General features: G+C 70.3%; 20 protein-coding genes. 13 read left to right on the plus strand and 7 right to left on the minus strand.

Translation table 11 applies throughout. The annotated features are described in order from the left end of the window. Positions 1 to 107: 107 nt before the first annotated feature. The 5 genes from C6N31_RS09500 to C6N31_RS09520 are packed head-to-tail and all read left to right on the plus strand — an operon-like array spanning position 108 to position 4487. The gene (locus tag C6N31_RS09500; protein WP_138353172.1) at positions 108 to 410 is read left to right on the plus strand and encodes a hypothetical protein; all 303 of its coding nucleotides are present in this window, start codon (positions 108 to 110) and stop codon (positions 408 to 410) included. Then, positions 407 to 1894 (plus strand): putative T7SS-secreted protein, encoded by a 1488-nt coding sequence (locus C6N31_RS09505; RefSeq protein ID WP_198357385.1) that lies wholly within the window; start codon positions 407 to 409, stop codon positions 1892 to 1894. Before C6N31_RS09500 ends, C6N31_RS09505 begins: the two co-directional genes overlap by 4 nt. Then, the gene (locus tag C6N31_RS09510) at positions 1887 to 3299 is read left to right on the plus strand and encodes a hypothetical protein (RefSeq protein WP_198357386.1); all 1413 of its coding nucleotides are present in this window, start codon (positions 1887 to 1889) and stop codon (positions 3297 to 3299) included. The genes C6N31_RS09505 and C6N31_RS09510 overlap by 8 nt, the downstream gene beginning before the upstream one ends. After that, entirely contained in the window at positions 3296 to 3895 is a 600-nt protein-coding gene (locus tag C6N31_RS09515; protein WP_138353174.1) for a hypothetical protein, read from the plus strand. The genes C6N31_RS09510 and C6N31_RS09515 overlap by 4 nt, the downstream gene beginning before the upstream one ends. A 4-nt stretch (positions 3896 to 3899) precedes the next feature. Next, positions 3900 to 4487: a hypothetical protein gene (locus C6N31_RS09520; RefSeq protein ID WP_198357387.1), complete on the plus strand. Its 588-nt coding sequence runs from the start codon at positions 3900 to 3902 to the stop codon at positions 4485 to 4487. 21 nt (positions 4488 to 4508) lie between these two features. Here the strand turns inward: C6N31_RS09520 and C6N31_RS09525 are convergent, their stop codons facing one another. After that, positions 4509 to 4883: a DoxX family protein gene (locus C6N31_RS09525; RefSeq protein ID WP_138353176.1), complete on the minus strand. Its 375-nt coding sequence runs from the start codon at positions 4881 to 4883 to the stop codon at positions 4509 to 4511. Between the two features lie 116 nt (positions 4884 to 4999). Between C6N31_RS09525 and C6N31_RS09530 the strand changes: the two genes are divergently transcribed. Together C6N31_RS09530 and C6N31_RS09535 are read left to right on the plus strand one after the other, a co-directional pair. After that, complete coding sequence (locus C6N31_RS09530; RefSeq protein WP_164293992.1) at positions 5000 to 5677, plus strand: TetR/AcrR family transcriptional regulator; 678 nt, start codon at positions 5000 to 5002, stop codon at positions 5675 to 5677. A 134-nt stretch (positions 5678 to 5811) separates the two neighbouring features. Beyond that, positions 5812 to 6804 carry an adenosine deaminase gene (locus C6N31_RS09535; RefSeq protein ID WP_138353178.1) on the plus strand — a complete coding sequence of 331 codons (993 nt, stop codon included), beginning with the start codon at positions 5812 to 5814 and terminating at the stop codon, positions 6802 to 6804. Positions 6805 to 6887: 83 nt separating this feature from the next. Here C6N31_RS09535 and C6N31_RS09540 read toward each other — a convergent pair whose 3' ends face one another. Next, positions 6888 to 7691 (minus strand): HAD family acid phosphatase, encoded by an 804-nt coding sequence (locus C6N31_RS09540; protein ID WP_138353179.1) that lies wholly within the window; start codon positions 7689 to 7691, stop codon positions 6888 to 6890. A gap of 150 nt (positions 7692 to 7841) precedes the next feature. Between C6N31_RS09540 and C6N31_RS09545 the strand changes: the two genes are divergently transcribed. After that, positions 7842 to 8927, plus strand: coding sequence for an S-(hydroxymethyl)mycothiol dehydrogenase (locus tag C6N31_RS09545; RefSeq protein ID WP_138353180.1), 1086 nt, complete (start codon positions 7842 to 7844; stop codon positions 8925 to 8927). A 166-nt stretch (positions 8928 to 9093) separates the two neighbouring features. Further along, complete coding sequence (locus C6N31_RS09550; protein ID WP_138353181.1) at positions 9094 to 10176, plus strand: hypothetical protein; 1083 nt, start codon at positions 9094 to 9096, stop codon at positions 10174 to 10176. A 147-nt stretch (positions 10177 to 10323) separates the two neighbouring features. On the opposite strand, the gene C6N31_RS09555 is transcribed toward C6N31_RS09550, so the two are convergent. Continuing rightward, on the minus strand, positions 10324 to 11658 hold the full coding sequence (locus C6N31_RS09555; RefSeq protein WP_198357388.1) for a family 4 glycosyl hydrolase: 1335 nt from the start codon (positions 11656 to 11658) through the stop codon (positions 10324 to 10326). Positions 11659 to 11704: 46 nt separating this feature from the next. Here C6N31_RS09555 and C6N31_RS09560 point away from each other — a divergent pair, with 46 nt between their 5' ends. The 4 genes from C6N31_RS09560 (at position 11705) to C6N31_RS09575 (ending at position 15931) form a co-directional block, all read left to right on the plus strand. Further along, complete coding sequence (locus C6N31_RS09560; protein WP_198357389.1) at positions 11705 to 12820, plus strand: carbohydrate kinase family protein; 1116 nt, start codon at positions 11705 to 11707, stop codon at positions 12818 to 12820. Positions 12821 to 13027: 207 nt separating this feature from the next. Next, positions 13028 to 14074 carry a PhoH family protein gene (locus C6N31_RS09565; RefSeq protein WP_138353184.1) on the plus strand — a complete coding sequence of 349 codons (1047 nt, stop codon included), beginning with the start codon at positions 13028 to 13030 and terminating at the stop codon, positions 14072 to 14074. 22 nt (positions 14075 to 14096) lie between these two features. Beyond that, a complete protein-coding gene (gene ybeY, locus C6N31_RS09570) occupies positions 14097 to 14594 on the plus strand; it encodes an rRNA maturation RNase YbeY (protein ID WP_138353185.1) in 498 nt (165 codons plus the stop codon). A 5-nt stretch (positions 14595 to 14599) separates the two neighbouring features. Beyond that, positions 14600 to 15931 carry a hemolysin family protein gene (locus C6N31_RS09575; RefSeq protein WP_138353186.1) on the plus strand — a complete coding sequence of 444 codons (1332 nt, stop codon included), beginning with the start codon at positions 14600 to 14602 and terminating at the stop codon, positions 15929 to 15931. A gap of 12 nt (positions 15932 to 15943) precedes the next feature. On the opposite strand, the gene C6N31_RS09580 is transcribed toward C6N31_RS09575, so the two are convergent. The 4 genes from C6N31_RS09580 to C6N31_RS09595 are packed head-to-tail and all read right to left on the minus strand — an operon-like array spanning position 15944 to position 20412. Continuing rightward, on the minus strand, positions 15944 to 16357 hold the full coding sequence (locus C6N31_RS09580; RefSeq protein WP_198357390.1) for a hypothetical protein: 414 nt from the start codon (positions 16355 to 16357) through the stop codon (positions 15944 to 15946). Positions 16358 to 16363: 6 nt separating this feature from the next. After that, positions 16364 to 19327 carry an NACHT domain-containing protein gene (locus C6N31_RS09585; protein WP_198357391.1) on the minus strand — a complete coding sequence of 988 codons (2964 nt, stop codon included), beginning with the start codon at positions 19325 to 19327 and terminating at the stop codon, positions 16364 to 16366. A gap of 30 nt (positions 19328 to 19357) precedes the next feature. Further along, entirely contained in the window at positions 19358 to 19603 is a 246-nt protein-coding gene (locus C6N31_RS09590; protein WP_198357392.1) for a DUF397 domain-containing protein, read from the minus strand. Further along, the gene (locus C6N31_RS09595) at positions 19600 to 20412 is read right to left on the minus strand and encodes a helix-turn-helix domain-containing protein (protein ID WP_198357393.1); all 813 of its coding nucleotides are present in this window, start codon (positions 20410 to 20412) and stop codon (positions 19600 to 19602) included. The genes C6N31_RS09590 and C6N31_RS09595 overlap by 4 nt, the downstream gene beginning before the upstream one ends. Positions 20413 to 20467: the final 55 nt, after the last annotated feature.

The raw sequence follows: 20467 nt of genomic DNA on the forward strand, positions 1-20467 counted from the left end.
CCTTGATGCTTCGTTGCTGCCCCTTTGGCGCTGCGTTGATACCCTGCTTCGATCTTGCCCAAGACTTGTACAAGTCTTTTCCAGCTCGAGGTCAGCGGAGGACAGCCATGGGGGAACCGGATCTTGCTGCGGACACGCTACGGATACGGCAGTGCTCGGCCGCGCTCAAGCGCGTCCACGACGAGTTCGACAAGCACGCGAACCCGGCGGACGGCTACGGCCGGGCGGAGATCGGCTCCGACCTCCTCACGGATGTCTTCCATGACTTCGGCAGCAACTGGAAGGTCCACCGGACGAAGCTGACGGAGGAACTGGAGAAGCTCGCCAAGATCACCGAACAGGCGGCGGACACATACGACCAGGTGGACTCCGAACTCGCCAAGGCGCTGCGCGGGGAGGACAAGAAATGACCCGCCCCTCGTACGGCTGGGAAGTCCTCGGCGAGCACGGTGACCCGGTCCCGGGGGACCCGGTCCCGGGGGACCCGGACACGGTGGCCCGGCTGGGCCGGGAGCTGCGGAAGACGGCGGAGTCGATCGAGCGCGAGGCCCGCGAGATCAAGGCGCTCGCCTCCGTCGAGGCCTGGAAGGGCAAGGCCGCGGACGAGTTCCGCGACCAGGCGTCGAAGGCGTCGGACAAGCTCCGCAAGGCGTTCCACCGCTACGACGAGGCGGCCAAGGCCCTCGGGGAGGACGCCGGCGACGGCGTGACCGGCGGCCCGTACGCGCGCGAGCTGCACCGTGCGCAGAAGATCGCCGACAAGGCCCTGCGCGACGCCCAGGACGCCGACACCGAGCACTCCGGTGCGCAGCGGGCGATCTCCCAACAGCCCGCCGACACCCCCAAGGACGACCCGACGGCCGTCAAGCTCAAGGCCAAGCAGGACGCCGCCGCGGGCGCGATCGGCGAGGCCAAGAAGGACCTGCAGCGGGCGAAGGACATCCGCGACCACGCCGCGAAGGCGGCAGCCGACGCGATCCGCCACGCCATCGACCACGACGGCCTGAAGGACAGCCGCTGGGACAAGTTCAAGGGCTGGGTCCACGAGCACGCCGACATCATCGGGAAGATCGCCGACATCGCGGGCTGGGTCGCCACGATCTGCGGCACGCTCTCGCTCCTCGTCGGCTGGATCCCCATCATCGGCCAGGCCCTCGCGGGCATCCTCGGCACGATCGCCCTGGTCGCCACGCTCGTCTCGCTCGTCGCGCACGTCCTGCTGGCGCTGTCCGGCGACGGCAACTGGTTCGATGTCGCCCTCGACGTCGTGGGCCTCGCCACCTTCGGCATCGGCCGCGGCGCGATCGCGGGCGCGCGCGGCGCGTCGGCGGGGACGCGGGCGCTGGCGCGCTCGGCCCGCTACAAATCGATCATGGAGAGCGCGGTCGCGAACGGTCTGAAGAAGGGCACCAAGGCGTACCAGAAACAGGTGGCCAAGGCCTGGAAGATCGCCAACCGCGAGTCCGGCGGAGCCGCCCGCGGCAAGGACGCCGCGAACGCCATGAAGAACGCGCCGAAGGGCTGGTTCCCCGGCTGGGGCCGCGTCGGTGACGCGGTCAATCCCGTCAAGATCGCCAAGGAGAGCTGGCAGAGCGTCAAGGACCTCAAGGCCTTCCGCGACGTTCCCCAGCTGTTCCACGGCAACACCTGGACCGGCGTACGCGCCGCAGTGGGCGACACGGGACTCGCCACGGACGCGGCCAACCTGGCCCGCGCCAACGTCGGCAACATCGCCAACGGCGCGGTCCACGCGGGGGCGGACGTCTTCAAGACCCAGACCAGGATATGGATCGGTGCGACCGGCATCGCCTCGGGCATCGACGCGGCGGACAAGGCCGGCGCCGGTGACGCGCTGGGACTGAAGGACTCCACAGTCAGGGAGATCGGTGACTGATCCGCAGCTGGTACCTGTCGGGAACGGGACCGCGGGCATCGCGGAGCCGGCGCTGCGGCCGTCGGCCCGGCGGCATCCGGGCCTGGACATTGTCCGCAATGCCCGGATCCACCGGGACGGACGCGAACTGGTGGTCCGTACCCGGGACGGGCGTGAGCGCCGCTACGCGACCGGCCCGGGCGGCATCGAACGCGCCGTCCATGTGGACGCGGTCGGGCCGTGGATCGACGGCAGCATGACGGTGCCGCCGCGTCCCGGCACCTGGGGTTTCGTGGAGCTTCAGGACGGCGACGGCAGGCGCGTGCTGCGCATCGATGTGGAGCCGTGGCTTCCGGAGTCCCCGGTGCTGAGCGGAGTCCGCCCGGACCGTGACTTCCGGATCCTGGAACTGACCGGACTCGCCCCGCTGTTGAAGGACGCCGGTATTCCGGTGCGCACGGTGCGCGACCGCGAGGACGAGCTGGTTGCCCGGTCCGGGGCCGGGAACGCCACGTATGCGAACCCTGGCCGTCTGCTTCCCCGGTGGAACACCCTCGGCCGGGGGGCGGTGATGGCCGTCTGGTTCCTGGCCTTTGCCGTCGCGATCTTCCCGGTCGGGAATCCGCCGCGGGAACTGTGGGTCGTGACGGCGGCCGCTGCCCTGGTGATGCCGGTGCTGAACCTCGCCGCACGGCTGCAGGCCCGGCTGCGTGAGCGCCGCGCCGATGTCCCTCCCGTCGAGTCGCGGATCGCCCCCGACCCGCTGCCCGGCTCGGGTGCGAGCGTACGGTTCTGCGCAACGGCGGCGGTCCGGGTGCAGGAACGCGACATCGTCCTGGTGGACAGCCTCGGGCGCGAGCGTTGGCTGGCGCGCTCGGGTCCGCACAGGGTGGCCGCACTGGTCCGGGTGCTGGAGAGCGCGAACGGGACACCGCTGGGCGTCGAGTTCCAGGGACCCGGCGGAGAAATCCGTGCCGTTCTGCCCTGGGAACCGTGGTTCGGCGGGCCGGAAGGCGAGGCGCGCTGGACACAGCTGCGGAGCTCCACCGGACGCGGCGTCAATGACCGTGTACAGGGCAAGAAGGAGCGGTGGCCCGCAAGCCCGGTGGGCCAGGCGGATGTCGGTCTGATGACGACCCTGCCAGCGGCCACCGCTCGTCAGGCCTCGCGGTTCCCGGCCACCGTGCTCGGCGGCGGGGGCACCTGGCCGGTGCTCGGTATGGCGCTGCTCTCGCTGCTGGGGTGCGCCCGGATGATCGGCGGGCACCCCTCTGCCGGTGCGGCGGGCACGGCGCTCGGTTCGCTCGCCCTCTGCGGGATCCTCGTCCCCCTCGCCGCCCACAGCCTGCGCAGCCGCCTGCGACTCGACCGCCCGGCCCAGGGCCAGGCGCCGGACAACACTTCTCGACAGGAGCCACGTTCATGACACCGGCCGATTCGCCGAGTGACTACCAACTCCTGCTCCCGGACGGCTGGTTCCGGATCGACCTCGATCCGGAGCGGCGGGAGGGCGCGGTCGACGCGCTCGTGGAGCGGCAGTTCCGAGGGATCGACGATGCGCCGATCATCAAGCAGCAGGTGCGCGACGAGCTGCGCGGCCGGGCGCTGGAGGCGTACCGGAACGGCGGGATCGAGCTGTACATGAGCCTGCAGTCGGCCGGTGCGCTGACGGTTCCGGCGTCGCTGCTGGTCACGCTGGTGCCGCAGGAGAGCCTGGGGTCGGGGGTGCCGGTGGACGACCTGGCCGGGTTTCTGGCGGAGCGGGGTGGTCCTGACGGGTACCAGGTGACGGTCGAGGACCTGCCGGCCGGTTCGTCGGTGCGGACCAGGGCCCGGACGGTTCCGGCGGCGGACGATCCGTCCGGCGGCGCGCTGCCGGTCACGTCCGTGGACTATCACGTGCCGGTGCCGGGCTCGGAGGCGTATCTGCTGCTGTCGTTCTCCACGCCCCTCGACCCGATCGCCGACGCGATGGCGGATCTCTTCGACGCCGTGGCGCTGTCCCTGAAGTGGAGCGCATGAGCCAGTGAACGACGACACGTGGAACGTCGGTATCGAATGTCCCGAGGACTGGATCCCGCTGCCCCTGGAGCCGGGCATCGACCTCGGCGCGTGGGCGCTGGAGCAGGCCGGGAAGCTCGCGGCGGCGCCGGCGGAGGTCGACGCCGACGCGCTCATGTACGACCTGCGGGAGCGGGCCGCCGACAGCCGGGGGCGGGAGCCGGTGTTCGCGTTCGGGCTGTATCCGGAGGGGTTCGAGGAGGCGCTCGCGGTGCTGGAGGTGGATGTCGTCCACCCCGACGACAAGGTGCCGTCGATCACGCTGGACTGGATCACCGAGGTCTTCGCGACCGGTGACTTCCAGGAGCCGGAGGTGGAGCGGGCCGTGCTTCCGGCAGGGCCGGCCGTCCGCATCCGCCAGGGGCTGGCCGGCCGGGGGACCGGGCAGAGCGGTGAGCGCTCCCTGATGGAGACGGTCACCTACGGCGTGCGGCCGCCCGGGATCGAGAGCGCGGTCATGGTCCTCGTCTCCTGGACGGCGCCCGGCCTCGCCGACCTGATGACGGCGGCGGCCGACCAGATCGTCCACACCCTCAAGATCACGGCGACGTAAGGGTGTGACGCGAGGGCCGGGTCAGAAGGAGTACGGCCCGAAGCGGCCCCATGCGATCACCACGGCGAGGACCAGCAGAACGACCGACGGGAGGACCTCCTTCGCCGCGTCCTTCTTGCGGAGGTGGTAGTTCGCGGCGCCCGCCATCGTCACCGCGAGGCCGGCGGCGGCGATCGGGGTGAGGATCGGCGCTATGTCCGTCGCGGCCGGGAGGATCAGGCCGATCGCCCCGAGGACCTCGGCCGCGCCGATGAGCTTGACCATCCCGGCCGAGTAGTCGTTCACGAACTTCATCGTGCCGGCGAGCTTCTCCTTGGGCTGAGTGACCTTCATCAGTCCGGACGCGAGGAAGGCGGCGGCGAGAACGCCCTGCAGGACCCAGAGAACGGTGTTCATGGCGGGGACTCTTTCCGGGATGTGGGGACGAACCTGAGGCAACCCTCATGTTCCCTCAGGTTGAATACCGTACCACCGAACCTGAGGTATGCCTCCGGTTCGGTAGACTGGCGGACATGTCCGACTCCGACCGCTCTCGCTGCCCGAAGCGTGTCCTGCGGCGCGACGCGCAGCGCAACCGCGACGCACTGATCGCGGTCGCCCGCACCGCCTTCGCGCAGGACGGCATCGACGCGCCGCTGGAGTCGATCGCCAAGCGCGCCGGGGTCGCCATCGGCACCCTCTACCGGCACTTCCCGACCCGGCTCGACGTCATCGAGGCGATCTTCGCCGAGAAGCTCGCCGAGTGGCTGGCGGCGGCCGAGCGCGGGGCCGCCGCCGAGGATCCCTGGGAAGGGTTCGCCGGGTATCTGGAGGACATGTGCGCGCTGCAGGCCGGCGACCGGGGGTTCAACGACCTGGCGTCCATGCGGCTGCCGTCGTCACCCGAGGTGGAACGGCTGCGGCTGCGCACCTTCGAGCTCAGCCGCGACATCCTGCACCGGGCCCAGCGGGCCGGCGCCGTACGCCCCGATCTCACGCCCGAGGACCTGGCCTTCCTCATCTGGTCGCAGGCGCGGATCACCCAGGCCACCCGGGAGGTCGCGCCGCGCGCCTGGCGGCGTCATCTCGCGCTGCTGCTCGACGGCTTCCGCGCCGAGCGCGCCCACCCGCTGCCCGAGCCCGCCCTGACGCCCACGCAGGTCGGCCTCGCCATGGCCGCTCTGGGTGGCAGCAGCTCCTGCCCCGGCTGACGCTCGCAACCGGCCGACGCCCCGCCACCGGCCGAAAGCGCTGCCCCGGACAGCGGCGCGCGCGGCCGGCACCGCGCTGACCTGTACCGTTGTACGACCCCTCGCTGCCGTACCGACTGTGAAGTGATTCCCCCGTGCCCATTCCCAAGGCTGAACTGCACCTCCACATCGAAGGCACCCTGGAGCCGGAACTGGCCTTCGCGCTCGCCGCGCGCGGCGGGATCTCGCTGCCGTACGCCGACGCCGACGAGCTCCGCCGCGCCTACTCCTTCACGGACCTGCAGTCCTTCCTGGACCTGTACTACGCGCTGATGGCCGTCCTGCGCACCGAGGAGGACTTCGCCGACCTGGCCGACGCCTATCTCGCGCGCGCCGCGGAACAGGGCGTACGGCACGCCGAGATCTTCTTCGACCCGCAGGCGCACACCGCGCGCGGCGTCGACATCGGCACCGTCGTCGAGGGGCTGTCCCGCGCGCTGGACGCCGGGCGGGAACGGCACGGCATCAGCACCCAGTTGATCATGTGTTTCCTGCGCGACGAGTCCGCGCAGTCCGCGCTGGACACCTTCGAGTCGGCCAAGCCGTACCTGTCCCGGATCTCCGCCGTCGGGCTGGACTCCGCCGAGGTCGGCAACCCGCCGTCGAAGTTCCGCGAGGTCTACGAGCGGGCCGCCGCCGAAGGGCTGCGCCGCGTCGCCCACGCGGGCGAGGAGGGCCCGCCGGCGTACATCTGGGAGGCCCTGGACGTGCTCGGCGTCGAGCGCGTCGACCACGGCCTGCGCTCCCTGGAGGACCCGGAGCTGGTCGCCCGGCTCGTCCGCGACCGCATCCCGCTCACGCTGTGCCCGCTCTCCAACGTCCGGCTGCGCTGCATCGACCGCATCGAGGACCACCCGCTGCGCGCGATGCTCGACGCGGGTCTGCTGGCGACCGTCAACTCCGACGACCCCGCGTACTTCGGCGGGTACGCCGAGGACAACTACGAGGCGGTCCGTGCCGCGCTCGGCCTGGACGACGAGACGGTGCGCGGGCTGGCCCGCAACTCCTTCGAGGCGGCTTTCCTCGACGGGGACGAGGCCCTGCGGGCGCGCTACCTCGCCGAGGTCGAGGCGTACGTCTTCGACTGATGACGTCGGCCCGGCCGGCGGCCCCTCGGAGCCGCGGCCGGGCCGGACGGTGCGCCTAGGGCACGGCGCTTGCAGCAGGGCGCCTACGGCAGGAAGTACATGGGGTTGGGGAGCTTGAAGGTCTTGTCCCCGTAGCCGCCCTCGAGGTCGCTGTACTGGTCGCCGAAGTTGGCGACGATGTTGTAGCCGAGCGACTCGATGTGCTTGCGGGTGCCCGCCTTGTACTCGACCGTCGTGCAGGTCGCACCGCACGGCAGGTAGGCCGGCGGGCTCGTCTTGTTCTTCAGGAAGAAGTGCGCGGCGTCGGCGGCCGGCTTGTAGCCCGCGACGGCGAGGTTGGCGGTGGACGGGTCACGCTGCGCCTCGGGGCGGCCGGTCAGGAAGAAGACCGTGATGCCGTGGTCCGAGGCCCAGTTGACCAGGTCCGGCATGCCGAAGACCGGCGCCATGTTCTTGGTGCGGATGTATGTGTCGTTGGTGGCGGGCGTGTAGTTGAAGCCCACCTCCAGCTCGTAGTTGTACGTGAGCAGCGTCGTGTCGTCGACGTCGAGGACGATCGCGGGCTTGGCGCCGTGCCCGTTCCCGTAGCTGTTCCCGTTTCCATGACCCTCGTGCCGCAGGGTGTCCTTGAGGTAGTCCTTCGCCTTGCTCTCGATGCCCGCGACCTGCTGCGCGTAGCTGCTCTGCGGCGACGCGTTGTGCTCACCGGCGGCGTCCACGGTGTCGCCGTAGTACGCCTTGATCTCGGTGACGACGTTGGTGAGGTTGGGGATCTGCTTGTCGCTGCGCGGCACCGAGTTGCCGGCGGAGGCGCCGCCGATTCCGTAGAGGGTGGCGCCGACCGCAAGGGTCGCGGCGGTGAGCGCCAGGGCTCGGGTCCGGGGCATGGCGGTGCTCCTTCACGTCATGTGCACGTCGGGTGATTCCGCGAACCTAGACCCATGATCATGGCTGGTCAAGGATGGTCTACGCGCGGGGATCCGGCGGATGCGGCACGGTGCCTGCGTGGTGCGGCCGTCCGGGCGTACGGTGAATCCATGACTCAGCACGTACGCGGAGTAATCGCGCCTGGTAAGAACGAACCCGTTCGCGTCGAGACGATCCTGGTGCCGGATCCGGGGCCCGGCGAGGCCGTGGTCCAGGTACAGGCCTGCGGGGTGTGTCATACCGATCTGCACTACAAGCAGGGCGGGATCAACGACGAGTTCCCGTTCCTGCTCGGCCATGAGGCCTCCGGCATCGTGGAGTCGGTCGGCGAGGGGGTGACGGAGGTCGCACCCGGCGACTTCGTCGTCCTCAACTGGCGTGCGGTGTGCGGCCAGTGCCGCGCCTGTCTGCGCGGCCGTCCCCAGTACTGCTTCAACACGCACAACGCGAGCCGGAAGATGACGCTGGAGGACGGAACAGTGTTGTCCCCAGCTCTCGGCATCGGCGCGTTCGCCGAGAAGACCCTGGTCGCGGCGGGGCAGTGTACGAAGGTGGACCCGGCGGTCTCCCCGGCGGTGGCCGGGCTGCTCGGCTGCGGTGTGATGGCGGGGATCGGCGCCGCGATCAACACCGGCGGGGTCGGACGGGGCGACTCCGTCGCCGTCATCGGCTGCGGCGGCGTCGGGGACGCGGCCATCGCCGGGTCGCGGCTCGCGGGCGCCGGCCGGATCATCGCCGTCGACATCGACGACCGGAAGCTGGAGACGGCGCGGCGGATGGGCGCCACCCACACCGTCAACTCCCGCTCCACCGACCCGGTCGAGGCGATCCGGGAGCTGACCGGCGGCAATGGCGCGGATGTCGTCATCGAGGCGGTCGGCCACCCTGAGACGTACCAGCAGGCGTTCTACGCCCGTGACCTGGCGGGCACCGTCGTGCTGGTGGGTGTGCCCACGCCCGAAATGAAGCTGGAGCTGCCGCTGCTGGACGTCTTCGGGCGCGGCGGCGCACTCAAGTCGTCCTGGTACGGGGACTGCCTGCCGTCGCGGGACTTCCCGATGCTGATCGACCTCCATCTGCAGGGCCGCCTCGACCTGGGCGCCTTCGTGACCGAGACGATCGGGCTCGGCGACATCGAGAAGGCGTTCGCGCGGATGCACGAGGGCGACGTGCTGCGCTCGGTCGTGGTGTTCTGACGTCGTGCAGCGAGCCATGGGTGTCCGCCCACTTCCGGGCCCCGGGGTCGCCCTTGAGGTCGGCCGTCACCCCGGTGGTCCCGGTGACCTTGAAGGGAAAGCCGCCGGCCTGCCAGATCATGCTGTTGCGGTGCCGGCGTCCCCGGGGTCGGTGTAGGTGATGTAGTTGTCGGGGTCGGCCGCGTGGATCCTCTTCGACCTCGACCTCGGCGTCGGCGTCGACGTGGTCCACCCCTCGGCCGACCCCTCCGGGTACCGCTTGGTGGTCGTCCCCCGGGCTCTATCTGCTCTCGGCGGAGCACGCCGAGCGGCTGACCCGCTTCGTCGCGGACGCTACCAGGACATGACCCGCGGCCAGCTGTTCGCGGTGCTGCAGCAGCAGGCGTTCTTCATCACCACCGAGGGGCAGCACTTCACGGCGCCGCTGTGGGTGAGCGAGTTCGGCACCGGCACCGAGGAGAACGACCCCAAGGCGCGCGCCTGGTTCGCCAACTTCACCGACTTCCTCGCCACCAACGACACCGACTTCTCGTACTGGCCGGTGGTCGGCTGGAGCGGGAACGGCCAGGGCGACGCCTACGCGCTCGTGCGCTACGACGCGGCCGGGCACCGCTCGGGAATCCTCGACGGCCCCGACTGGCGGTCCGCCGCCTGGAACCACCTGATCACCGCTCCCTCCCGGACCGGGCAGGTGGCGGTACCGGCCCGCTGGAACATGCTCGACCTGGACAACGCCGACGCCGTCCGGTCCCTGCGGATGCGCGGCGGGCCCGACTGGGACTCCGGAGCCCGCAAGGCCACGTGCCCCGACGGGCAGCGGCTGATCGGCCTGGCGCACACCGGGAACCGCGGTCTGTGCACCGACACCGGCGCCGGTGACCTGCGGTCGGCAGGCCCCGAGTACACGGTCGTCCGCGACGAGAGCTACGTCCGCAGTGGCGACTGGGCGGGCGGCTACACCAAGCTCGAATGCCCGGCGGGACAGTTCCTCGACGGCTACAGCGTCCGCGGTGCCGCCGTCTCGGCGGCCCTGTGCGTCCCGGCGCGTGCCGCGCTGGGCACCGCCGGCCGCACCGTGTGGTTCGACCGGGGCGACAACCGCCCGGCCGGCGGTCCCGGCGGCGAGTTCGCGTCCGGGAACTACAAGGGGCAGTGCGCCACCGACGAGTACGCGGCCGGTATCGCCTACACCGGCCGCGTCGGCTCTCGCCGGACCCCGGATGCCCTGCTCTGCCGCAAGCTGGCCTGACCCGCCTGACCCGCCTGACCCGCCTGACCCGCCTGACCCGCCTGACCCGCCTGACAGACGAGACGGCCTGACAGGCGAGACGGCCTGACGCACCGGCCGGCCCCACCCACGGGCCGGCCGGAGCACGTCCCACCGAGTATCGCCGGGCTACCGCGGCAGCGCGGCGTCCAGGATGCGGCCCGCGACCGTGACGGAGTCGACCAGCGGATGCAGCGCCAGCGCCCGCAGGGCCGCCGCCCGGGAGCCCGAGGCGGCGGCCTCGATCGCCGACCGTTCGACGGCCTTGAGGGTGAGCATCAGCCCGGCCTGGTGCTCGGTGGGCGCCGCGACCGGCAGTGGCCGGGCACCGAAGGCGCCCACCTCGCAGGGCACTTCGATGATCGCCTCCGCGTCGAGCGCGGGGACGGTCGTCCCGTTCGGCACGTTGAGGATCAACGTGGTCCGCTCGTCGCGCGCGATGGCCCGCATCAGGGCCAGCGCGACCCGGTCGTAGCCGCCGCCGTCCAGGTCGTGGGGATCGCGCTGCCAGCCGCCGGTGGCGGCGCGGTTCTCCGCCATGTACGTCTCCTCGCGCTCCAGCCGCGTCCGGTCCCAGAGGGTGTACGCGTCGGCCGGCCGGTCCGCGGCAGCGGCTGCCGAGGCGAAGAACGCGCCCTGCTGCCGGTCCAGGAACTCCCCGCGGGTCGCCTCGGCCGACCGCACCGCCGCCAGTGCCTCCCGCTCGAAGTAGTAGTAGTGCAGATACTCGTTGGGCAGCGCCCCCAGCGCGGCCAGCCACGGTGCCCCGAAGAGCTTGCCCTCCTCGAACGAGTCCAGCGCCCCGGGATCGGCGAGCAGACCCGGCAGCAGGTCGGGGCCGCCGTCCGACATCCGGCGCAGCCACCCCAAGTGGTTGAGGCCCACGTAGTCGTAGCGGAACGTGGGGGAGTCCGGGTCGGCGCCCGCGGCGCGCGCGGCGCGGCGTACGAGCCCGACCGGGGAGTCGCAGATGCCGATCACCCGCCCGCCCAGCACCCGTGCCATGGCCTCGGTCACCATCCCGGCCGGGTTGGTGAAGTTGATGACCCAGGCGTCGGGCGCCAGCGCCTTCACCCGTTCCGCGATGGCGACCGCGACCGGCAGCGTCCGCAGCCCGTACAGCACCCCGCCCGCGCCGACGGTCTCCTGCCCGAGCACGCCCTCCGCGAGCGGCACCCGCTCGTCGCACACCCGGCCGGCCGTGCCGCCGACCCGGATGGCGGAGAAGACGAAATCGGCGCCGCGCAGCGCGTCGTCCAGGTCCTGGGCGATCCGGACCGCCGGAGCGCCCGGCACCCCGGCCGCCTGGGCGGCCAGCACGGACGCCATGACCCGCAGCCGCACCGGATCCGTGTCGTGCAGCACCAGCTCACGGCAGGCGCCGGGGGCACCCGCGTCCGCGAGCAGCGCCCGGTACACCAGGGGCACGCGGAAACCGCCGCCACCGAGAATCACGAGTCTCATGCGTCTGTGACCTCCACTGTCCGTCTCATCGTGCAGAGTGTTGTTCATGGACGACCAGCCCGTATTCGATCCGCTGGCCGGGGTCCGCTCTCCCGGAGACCCGGCATCCGATGTGTACCTGACCGGGACCGTCTTCCTGGACATCATCTTCACCGGCCTGGACAGCGCGCCGGTGCGGGGCACGGAGTCGTGGGCGCGCGGCATGGGCTCCAGCCCCGGCGGCATCGCCAACATGGCCACCGCCCTGGCCCGGCTCGGCCTGCGCACCAAGCTGGCCGCGGCCTTCGGCGACGACATGTACGGCGACTACTGCTGGGACAGCCTGGCGGTGGGGGAGGGCATCGATCTCACGTTGTCCCGCCGGATCCCCGGCTGGCACTCGCCGGTCACGGTCTCCATGGCCTACGAGGGCGAGCGCACGATGGTCTCGCACGGCCACGAGGCGCCGCCGCCCGAGGAACCCGCCCCCGAGTGCCCGCCCGCGGCCCGCGCCTGCGTGGCCTCCCTGGAGCCCGGCGGCCCCGGCCAGGAGTGGATCGGGCACGCGGCCCGGCACGGCAGCCGGATCTTCGCCGATGTGGGCTGGGACGACTCCGGCCGCTGGGACCCGGCCGACCTCGCGGCCCTGGAGCACTGCGCGGCCTTCCTGCCGAACGCCACCGAGGCCATGCACTACACCCGCACCGAGTGCCCGCGCGCCGCCGCCCGCAAGCTCGCCGAGCTGGTGCCGCTGGCCGTCGTCACGCTCGGCTCCGAGGGCGCGTACGCGGTGGACTCCGCGACCGGCGAGACCGCCGAGGTCCCGGCCCTGCTGATCGAGGCGCTGGACCCGACGGGCGCGGGCGATGTCTTCGTCGCCGCTTTCGTCACCGGCTCCCTCGCCGGCTGGCCGCTCACCGACCGGCTCGCCTTCGCCTGCCTGTCGGCGTCCCTGTCCGTCCAGGAATTCGGCGGCTCGCTGTCGGCCCCCGGCTGGATCGAGATCGCCGCCTGGTGGCAGCACGCCAAATCCTTCGACGAGCAGGACCAGGACGTGATGCGCCGGTACGCGTTCCTCGACGCGCTGCTGCCGTCCGGCACCCGGCCCGGCCCGTTGCCCCGGGCGGTACCGACCATCGGCTTCCGGCGCCCGGCGGGACCGGCGGGGAAGGGCAGGCGCTGAGCCCGGGACGGGCCCGGGGCAGAGCCCGCCCGCGTTAAACCCCACCCGTCACAGAACTGGTCACGGAACCAGTCACGGAACCGGTCGCGAAACCCCGGCGTAAAACCCCTCGGGCCAGAAGGGTCACCGACGTACCCTTGGTGTTCCAAGGCCCTCACCGGGCATGTCGTCATCAGAAGGTGGGTTTCCCAGGCTCCGAGCCGGCCCATGACTCAGACACCGACACAGCACCAGCCGCAGGCACGCGCCCACTTCGTCGTTCCGGCCAAGCACCCCATGGTGACGGTCCTGGGATCGGGAGACGCCCTCCTCCGTGTGATCGAAACGGCCTTCCCGGCCGTCGACATCCACGTCCGGGGCAACGAGATCAGCGCGACCGGGAAGCCCAAGGACGTCGCCCTCATCCAGCGGCTGTTCGACGAGATGTTGCTGGTGCTCCGCACCGGCCAGCCGATGACGGAAGACGGAGTGGAGAGGTCCATCGCGATGCTGCGTGCCAACGGCAACGCGGCCGACCCGGCGGGGGAGACCCCGGCACAGGTGCTCACGCAGAGCATCCTGTCCAACCGCGGCCGCACCATCCGCCCCATGACGCTCAACCAGAAGCGTTACGTCGACGCCATCGACAAGAACACCATCGTCTTCGGCATCGGCCCCGCGGGCACCGGCAAGACCTACCTGGCCATGGCCAAGGCCATCCAGGCCCTGCAGGCCAAGCAGGTCAGCCGGATCATCCTCACCCGCCCGGCCGTCGAGGCCGGTGAGCGCCTCGGCTTCCTGCCCGGCACGCTCTTCGAGAAGATCGACCCGTATCTGCGCCCGCTCGTCGACGCGCTGCACGACATGATCGACCCCGACACCATCCCGCGCCTGATGGCCGCCGGGACGATCGAGGTCGCCCCCCTGGCGTACATGCGCGGCCGCACCCTGAACGACGCGTTCATCATTCTCGACGAGGCGCAGAACACCAGCGCCGAGCAGATGAAGATGTTCCTGACCCGGCTCGGCTTCGAATCGAAGATGGTCATCACGGGCGACGTCACCCAGGTCGACCTGCCGAACGGCACGAAGAGCGGTCTGCGACAGGTGCAGGACATTCTGGAGGGCGTCGAGGACGTCCACTTCTCGCGCCTGACGAGCACCGACGTCGTGCGTCATAAGCTGGTGGGGCGCATCGTCGATGCGTACGAGCGTTTCGACGACGGGAACGCCGGGCGAAGTGCCGCAAACGGCGGCAAAGCCCGTACCCCCTAACCGAGAGTAGTCGCACCGCACCATGGCGATCGACGTCAACAACGAGTCAGGCTGGGAGATGGACGAGCAGGCGGTCCTCGACATCGCCCGCTACGCCCTCCAGCGCATGCGGATCCACCCGCTCGCCGAACTGTCGGTGATCGTCGTGGACGCGGCCGCCATGGAGCAGCTGCACATCCAGTGGATGGACCTCCCCGGTCCGACCGACGTCATGTCCTTCCCGATGGACGAACTGCGCCCCGGGAAGGACGACGAGGAGCCCCCGCAGGGCCTCCTCGGCGACATCGTGCTCTGCCCCGAAGTCGCGAAGAAGCAGGGCGAGGAAGCGGAGACGCAGCACTCCATGGACGAGGAGCTCCAGCTCCTCACCGTCCACGGGGTGCTGCACCTGCTCGGATACGACCACGAGGAAGCCGACCAGAAGGCCGAGATGTTCGGCCTCCAGAAGGCCATCCTCGACGGCTGGCGCACCGAGCGCGGCATCGAGGGCCCCTCCCCGGCCCCGACCACCACCCACTGACGGCGATGGTCCTCTCCGCCGTACTGCTCGTCGTCGTCGCCTGGCTCGCCGCCTGCGCCGAGGCCGGTATCGCCCGCACCTCGCGTTTCCGCGCCGAGGAGTCCGTCCGCACCGGCCGGCGCGGCGCCGACAAGCTCATGGCCGTCGCCTCCGACCCCACCCGCTACCTCAACGTGGCGCTGCTCGTCCGGGTCGGCTGCGAGATGGCGGCGGCCGTCCTGGTGACGGTCGTCTGCGACCGGCATTTCGACCGGACGTGGCAGGTCCTCGGCGTCGCCATCGGCATCATGGTGCTGGTCAGCTACGTCGCGGTCGGCGTCTCCCCGCGCACCATCGGCCGCCAGCACCCGCTCAACACGGCCACGGCGGCCTCCTACGTCCTGCTGCCGCTGGCCCGCATCATGGGCCCCATCCCCGGCCTGCTGATCCTCCTCGGCAACGCCCTCACCCCCGGCAAGGGCTTCAAGCGCGGCCCGTTCGCGAGTGAGGCCGAACTGCGCGCGATGGTCGACCTCGCCGAGTCCGAGTCCCTCATCGAGGACGACGAGCGCCGCATGGTGCACTCCGTCTTCGAACTCGGCGACACCATCGTCCGCGAGGTCATGGTGCCCCGCACCGACCTGGTGATGATCGAGCGCTTCAAGACCATCCGCCAGGCCATGACGCTCGCGCTGCGCAGCGGTTTCTCCCGCATCCCGGTCACCGGCGAGAGCGAGGACGACATCGTCGGCGTCGTCTACCTCAAGGACCTCGCCCGCCGGGTGCACATCAACCGCGACGCCGAGAACGACCTCGTCTCGTCCGTCATGCGGCCCGCCACCTTCGTCCCCGACACCAAGAACGCGGGCGACCTGCTGCGCGAGATGCAGCAGGAGCGCAACCACGTCGCCGTCGTCATCGACGAATACGGCGGCACGGCCGGCATCGTCACCATCGAGGACATCCTCGAGGAGATCGTCGGTGAGATCACCGACGAGTACGATCGCGAGGTCCCGCCCGTCGAGGACCTCGGCGGCGGCTCCTACCGCGTCACCGCCCGCCTCGACATCGGCGACCTCGGCGACCTCTACGGCGTCGAACTCGACGACGACGACGTCGAGACCGTCGGCGGCCTCCTTGCCAAGTCCCTCGGCCGCGTCCCGATCCCCGGCGCCTCCGCCTTCGTCGAACTCCCGCAGGACGGCGCCTACACCCCGGCCCAGCCGACCGCTCTGCGTCTCACCGCAGAAACCCAGGCAGGCCGCCGCAACCGCATCGGCACGGTGTTGGTGGAGCCGATCGGGGCTACGGCGGGGTCGAACGGCGGGCCGGCGGCTGCGGTGAACGGGAGCGAATAGCTCTGCCGTTCGTCAGGCCGAGGTGATCGCGACGATGGTCCCGTCCTTGAGGACCCGCACGCGGGCGCGGCGGCTGACGGCGTAGAGGGCTTCGCGGACGGCGTGCTGGCTGGTGTGGAGCCCGTAGTCCGGAGGTAGGTGGCGTGGGTCCCGGATCTCTGTGGTGACGAAAGCCAGCAGGCGGGCAACGGTCTCCGCATCGTCGGCCACGACGGAGATCATCCGCAACAGGGACCGCGTCCCGATGTCCCCGTCGACGGTCGGCTGAGCGTTGACGTGCCGGATCGTCTCCAGCGCGTCCGCTACGCACGACCGGGGAACCTTGAGCACCGCGTAGATCTTGTCGGACAGCAGGCTGAATCGATTGCCCCGGCGCAGGCAGTTGTCGAATGCGGCCTCCGGATCGATCTCCCACAGCCATTGCATGGAGGACTAATCAATTCCGGCCCGGATGGCGGCCCGGGTGAGCCGGCGCGAGAACGCGACGTCGTTGTACGGTGCGAGTACCTGCATCAGACGGCCCCTCACGGACGCGATCCCAATGCTCCTACGGATATCGCGGGACCTGAGAGGGATGAACGGCCTGAGGCGATGCTTCACGATCGCCTCCTGGACCAGGTGGAGATGGCCCGGTGCTCCCCAGGCCGCCAACGTGACCGCGGCGGAGACTGCCACGTTCCGGCTCGGGTGCGCGGTGAGGAACTCCAGTTCATCGACGCTGCCCGGAAGGTGGTCCAGACAGCGCATGGCAAGCCAGCGGATCTGCCAGGGCCTGCTGTCGTCGACGGCGAGGGCCAGGAAGTCCTCCCGCCAGGCCCTGCCGTGCCCCCGCGTGCTGAACTCCGCCAGGCTCACCATGATGAGGACGGCTTCCCACCCGGTGGCGTCGCCGGCTCGGACGAGGTCCAGGAGGGATCGGAAGCCCGGTTCTCCGGCAACGTTCAGATACGTCCCGGCCAGGCTCGAACCACCGCCGAGGTCCCAGCCGCCGTTGCGGTCCGCGAACCGCAGCAGGAGATCCGGCACCGAAGGATCATCGAGCTGCGCCAGCGCGTCACCCACGGCTCGTACGAGGGTGCCGAACCACTCTGATCCTGCCTCCTGCTCCAGAAGGAGAAGAAGAGTGTCGGCAGGGCCACCGGTAGCGCCCAGCGCCTCGGCGATCGCCGCCAGGTGATGCGTTCTGGCGATCGTGTCCATGTCCGACGAAGGACGGGAGTTCTGCAGTTTCGAGAGCTCCTGAAGAAGCGCGGGAACCGCCTGCCCGACCCGCAGTTTCCCCAGCGCTCTGATGAAGTGCTCTCTCACCTCACCGGGCAGTTCGGAACGAAGGGTGAAGAGCCCCAGCAGCCGCTCACCGGCCCCGCGCCCACCGAGGGCACCCAGCGCGTCGACGAGGGCGATCCGCACGTCCTCGGAGTGCTGATCGTCGGCGATGTAGTCGATGATCTCCGGCAGTTGGCCTCCGGAACCGAGCAACCCCACCAGTACCTGCGCCGCCCGCTCCCGGTCCTGCTCGTACGGCGTCTCCTCCAGCAACCGCCAGAGCGACCGCACGATCTGCTGCCGGAGCCGGGTGTCGGCGATGCGCGGGCTTCCGGTGAGACACCGCGCGGCCATCAGCAGATCCGTGTGGAACAGATCGTCGTCCGGCAGGCTGAGCACGTCGTCCTCGCGCCCGGAGCCGTCCGCCGGCAGCTGCAGCAGCCCGAGCAGCAGGGGAGTGGCATCCGGCAGCGATCCCGCGAGCAGCAGGACGACCTCCTCCCACCACGGGTCGTAGCGCCTCGCCGTGGCCACCTCGATCCCTTCGGGACCCCGCTCCCACAGGGCGGTGGCGGTGAAGTGCTCCTGGAGCGTCAGATGCAGAAACCCGTACCAGCCGTGCGCCTGGGCCTTGAGCAGGCCGTACTGGGCGGCGATCTCGTCGAGGATGGCGCGGTTGTCGCCCGGCGGGAGATCGATCGTCGGCAGATACTGCGCGATGAGCGCCAGCAGATCGTCCTCGGCGAAATAGCGCTGGCCCAGCTGGTGGTAGTGCCAGGCGATCTGCTTGAGGAGATCCTGCTTGTTGTCGGTCGTGAAGCGGCTGTACCGGGAGATCTGCCGGTGGGAGTCCCACTCGCGGAGCATCACCTCCACGCACCGGCGGTACAACGCCGCCCGTCGCTCCGGAAGTTCGAGATCCCGCTCGTACACGATGGCGATCAGGCTGAGCAGCAGCGGGTTCGCGGCGAGGGTCTGCAGCCGGGAGTTGCCGGACAGCGCCTGCACCAGACCGTCGGAGCGAACGTCCTTCGGACCGAACCAGTTCGCGATGAACGTCTTGATCTGCGCCCACTCGAAGTCCAGCGCCTCCATCACCTGGAACTGCACCAGCCCGCTGCGCCAGCCGTGCCGCCGACAGGTGACGACCATGGGCGCCTTCGGGAACCGGGCCGCCAGCCGGTTCACCTCGTTGGCCACGCGGTTGTACGCCGCCGTCGCCTCCTCGGTGGAACCCCCGCCCAGCACCTCGTCGAGCCCGTCGAGCAGGAGCGCGGCTGTCCCGTCGGTGAGCTTCGCCTCCATGTGGGCCCGGGAGCCCGCGAACCCGTACCGATCGGCCCAGAATTCGGCCAGGTAGTCGAGCAGGCTGGTGTGGCCGCTGCCGATGAAGTGGTTCAGCTCCACGTAGGCGGGCAGGTCGGGCAGCCCCGGTATCCCGCGCCGGGTCGCGATCCCGAACGCCAGATGCCGCACCATGGTGGTCTTGCCGGCACCGGGATCCCCCACGACAACGATGCGCTGATGCCGCTGCAGCGCCTCCATCGGCGCGAGGGTGGCGGGGGAGGCCCGATCGGGCCTCGGAGACTTCTTGGGCGCCTCGATCCCTTCCTGGCCGACGACGGCAGACGCCAGATCTTCCAGCTCGATCGCGGTCAGGAGCTCATCGTCGTACAGATACCGCAGCGGCTCCTGCTCCTGCACCCGCACCTGGACGTACAGCTTCTTCAGGTCCAACGGCCGTGACAGGTCGAGAATGCGCAGCATCGACAGCTCGTGCGCCAGCTTCTCGCAGTACTCGGCCGCCCCGAGCTCCACCTCCCGATGGAGCGTCGCCTCCAGCAGCGCGGCCCGCTCCCGCTCGGCCTCCGCCTCGGCGCGCCGCCGCTCCCGCTCGGCCGTCTCCACCTCGTGGTCCCACGTCCGGCGCTTCACCTCCAGATCGACATCGAGCTGGTGCTGCACCTTCTGCGCTTCCAGCTCGGCCGCCCACGTGGCCTTGTCCCGCTCCAACGCCCGCGTGCGGCGTATCTGATAGAGCAGCCCGGCCCCCGCGATGAGCGCCGCCGTGATGGCGCCGAACATCGTGAAGAGCGTCGTGTAGTTCGCGGCAGCCGACTGGAGTAACACGTAACCCCCGACGTGTGCTGACGGCTCAGCTCAGCTGGGCTGAGCGGCGGCGAATGCGACGAAGGCGGCCCAGGAAGCGGCGGGGACGGCGAGGGCCGGTCCCTGCGGGTCCTTGGAGTCGCGGATGTGAACGGTGGTGGGGTGGATGGCTACCTCCACGCACTCGCCGCCGCTGCTACCGGAGTGGGTGGACTTGCGCCAGTCGTAGGCGACTTCTACGCAGTCGCCGCCGTTGGAACCGCTGTAGCTGGACTTGAACCACATCAGGTCGCTCATAGCTGTGACGCCAACTCCTTTATCAGGGCCACGGATTCCTCAAGTCCCAGGGCCTGAGTTCGGATCATCGCATACCGCTGGGAGAACCGGGCCACCTCATCGGCGGGTGCAAGGATCTGACTGTTGCCCTGCACTTCGAGGTAGACCAATTGCTTGTGTCCCGGGGTTTCGATCAGAGTCATGGGGCCGTCCAGCCCGGCGTGATTTCCACGAGCCAGCGGCATCACCTGGATGGTGACGTTACGCATGCTTGCGCAACTAAGCAGGTGCTCGCACTGGGCATACATCATGTCGCGCTCGCCCACCTGGCGCCGCAGCACGGACTCCTCGATGACGAAGCTGAGCAACGCGGTGGGCTTGCGGACGAACAGCCCCTTGCGCGCCCCGCGTGCGTCTACCAGCCGGTTGATCTCCTCTTCATCCAGCGGCGGGAACTCGCTGCTGATCACAGCCCGGGCGTACTCCTCGATCTGCAGCAATCCGTGGAGCACGTGGGTGCTGTACGAGGAGATGCTCATAGCCTCCGCTTCCAACTTGGCGAAGTCCTTGAAGTAGGCCGGATACCGGTCATGAGCCAGGTGCTCAGTAGCGATCGCCAGAAGTCCACCCGCCTCCAGCGCCTCATCAGCCGCCGCGATGAACTCAGGCGACGGGATGCGCTCGCACGTCTCGACGGCGCTGACGTACGAGTCGGAGACATGAACCAGCTCGCCCAGCTGGGCCTGCGTGAGGCCGCGCGACTTGCGGAACGTACGCAATAGCTCGGCGAAGTACCGTGCGGTCCCCGAGGATCCAGCGCTCTGACCCATTCTCGCCACCCCACACCCGTCAGCTCGATTCCACACGTCTCCACGGGAGTTCGAC

The sequence above is a fragment of the Streptomyces fildesensis genome (assembly GCF_016107395.1).
Taxonomy (GTDB): domain Bacteria; phylum Actinomycetota; class Actinomycetes; order Streptomycetales; family Streptomycetaceae; genus Actinacidiphila; species Actinacidiphila fildesensis.